General features: G+C 67.9%; 1 protein-coding gene. It reads right to left on the bottom strand.

All coding sequences use genetic code 11. The features are described from left to right. Window positions 1-425 precede the first annotated feature (425 nt). The coding region (locus tag I55_RS07605; RefSeq protein ID WP_044559915.1) for a TonB-dependent receptor at window positions 426-2,624 on the bottom strand (2,199 nt) is incomplete at its 5' end.

Below are 2,624 nucleotides of genomic sequence, written 5' to 3'. Positions count from 1 at the left end.
CGTGGCTTCGCCCTCGGGACCGGCGCCGTCCGGGGTGGCGCCAAGCGGCGCGCCGGCGGCATAGGCATGGGTGGTTGCGGCCAGAAACAGGGTGGCCATGGCCGTCGCCGGCCCAGACAGTCGTCGCATCTTCGTCCCCAACGCACGGCACATGGTGGCGGCCCCGACCGGGGACCGGGGCGCCGGTTGGCGGCGCCACGTCATGCCTATGCAGACAAGGGGCAGATGACAGAAAGAATCAGTCCGCGCAACGAAAGAAATTAAGCGTTTTATAAGAAATTATCACTGACGCGCCGGGAACACACCGGCCGGCCCCCCCTCCACCACCCGGCGGGGCGTGGAGGGATCCGGCACCGCAATCGCCGTTTGCGGGGGGGCGCCACGCCCCGCGACGGGGGCGTGGCGGTCAAGGGTGGGCGATGTCCTCAATACCGCACGGTCGCACGGACTCCATAGGTGCGCGGCGGGCGGATGTTGGCGTAGTTCATGCCGTTGCCGAAGGCCTGGTTGGGCTGGTAGCTGGTGTTCACCACCGCCTGGTTCTCGACATTGTTGACATAGGCCGTGACGGACCACAGGTCGTCGGCCGCGTTGTAGGTCAGGCGCAGGTTGGTCATGTGGTACCCGCCCTGCACCTGCTCCGCCAGGTAGTCATAGGCGGTGTAGTAGGAGGCGGAGAGGTAGACGTCCGCCGCCGCCGTCAGGCCGGAGCCATCGGCGAACGCGAACTCATGCTCATACCCGATGTTCGCAGTCCAGCGGGGCGCGTTGGTGGCGGGCTTGCCGCTGCAATTGACGGAATAGATGGCGGAGGGGGCCAGCGGCGCCGGGTTGGCGCTGGCCGACACGTTGCTGTAGGGACAGCCGACGGAGGGCGGGGCGCCGAAGTTGGAGAAATAGCTGTAGGTGAAGCTGGTGTAGCGGCTGTCGGTGTACTGCACCGTGGCGGTCAGCAGGTCGTTGGACGTGGCCTTCCACCGGCCCTCCACCTCGAAGCCGCGAATGCGCGACCGGCCCACGTTCTGGGTCACGAAGATGGGGGCGTAGGGGAAGCTGGACACGCCCGTCAGCGTCGGCGCCAGATAGCTGACCTGCTGGTCGCGGTATTCATAGTCGAACGCCTCCAGGTTCAGCTGCACCCGGTTGTCCCAGAACCGGTTCTTCAGGCCGACGCTGTAGGCCGTCAGATGCTCCGGGTTGAAGGTGTCCTGGCCGGCGCTGGCGTAGAAGCCGCCGGCCTTGAAGCCGGTGCCGATGTTGGCGTACAGCAGCGACTGCGGCGCCAGGTCGTAATCCACGCCCACCTTCCAGGTGGCGGCGTTCCAGATGCGGTCGTCGGCCCGGCTGGACAGTGTCGGCTTGGTGGGGCTGAAGGTGGCGGTGCCGAACTGGCTGTCCTGGTTCTTCTCCTCATGGGTGAAGCGGCCGCCCGCCGTCAGGCGCAGGGTGTCGGTCAGCGCGTAAGTCAGCTGGCCGAAGGCGGCCACCGTCTCATCCGTCAGCTTGCTGTTGATCACCGATTCCATGACCCAGTGGTCATAGTCCTGGGCGGCGGTCACGTCCTCGCTGAAATAATAGATTCCGGCCAGCCAGGTGAGCGGCCCGCCGCCGGTGGAGGCCAGCCGCGCCTCCACCGATTTCTGCTGGCTCTCGCTGTTCACCCGGAAGGCGCTGGGGATGTAGGACAGGTAGTCCTCCTTCACCTCGCGGTAGGCGGGCAGGATGGTCAGGGTGGCGAAGCTGAAATCGTGGCTGATCTCGGCATGCGTGCCCCAGAACTGGTCATCGATGAAACCGTCCTTCTTGGCGTTCTCGATCAGCGGGCTGTAGGCGGACTGCGGCGGCAGGCCGGCGTAATAGGCGGCGACGGCGCGGGCGTCCGCCGGGCCGATCCACGGGTTGTCGGCGTCGACATAGGGGTACTGCACCTGGCCGGAGCCCTTGCCGCCCCGGTGGTAATAGTCGCCGGACAGGCGCACCCGCCAATCCTCGGTGGGCTCCAGCAGCAGTTGCAGGCGCCCGGCCTGGCCCTGGTCGTCGTTGTAGCCGTCGGTCAGATAGCCCTTGCGGTCGATGACCATGCCGGACGCGCGCAGCGCCGCCTTGTCGCTCAGCGGCACGTTGACGTAGGCGTCGCCCTTGCGCAGGTCGTAATTGCCGATGTCCAGCGTGGCGGCGGCGGAGGTCTTGTCCAGCTTCGGCGTCTCCGGCAGCACGTTGACGGCTCCGCCCGAGGCGTTGCGGCCGTACAGCGTGCCCTGCGGGCCCTTCAGCACCTCCACCCGCTGCAAATCATAGAAGAAGCCGTTGGCCCCGGCGGGGCGGGAGATGTAGACGCCGTCCAGGTTCACCGCCACCGACTGCTCGGCATAGGCGTTGCTGGCGAAGGTGCCGACGCCGCGCACATAGACCTGCGGCACGCCGCCGGCCGCGGGTGCGATCACCACCGACGGCACGCTGCGCGTCAGGTCCGACACGTCGGCCACCCCCGCCTCCTTCAGCGCCGCCCCGCCCAGGGCGGACACCGCCACCGGCGCGGTTTGCAGGCTCTGCTCCCGCCGCTCGGCGGTGATGACGATCTCATCCAGCTGGGCCGCCTGGCCCTGCGCGGCCGCCTGGGGCGC

The organism is Azospirillum sp. B4 (assembly GCF_000333275.1).
GTDB lineage: Bacteria > Pseudomonadota > Alphaproteobacteria > Azospirillales > Azospirillaceae > Nitrospirillum.
Note: the sequence above shows the minus strand (reverse complement) of the source record. Positions and strands in the feature narration are given on the sequence as shown.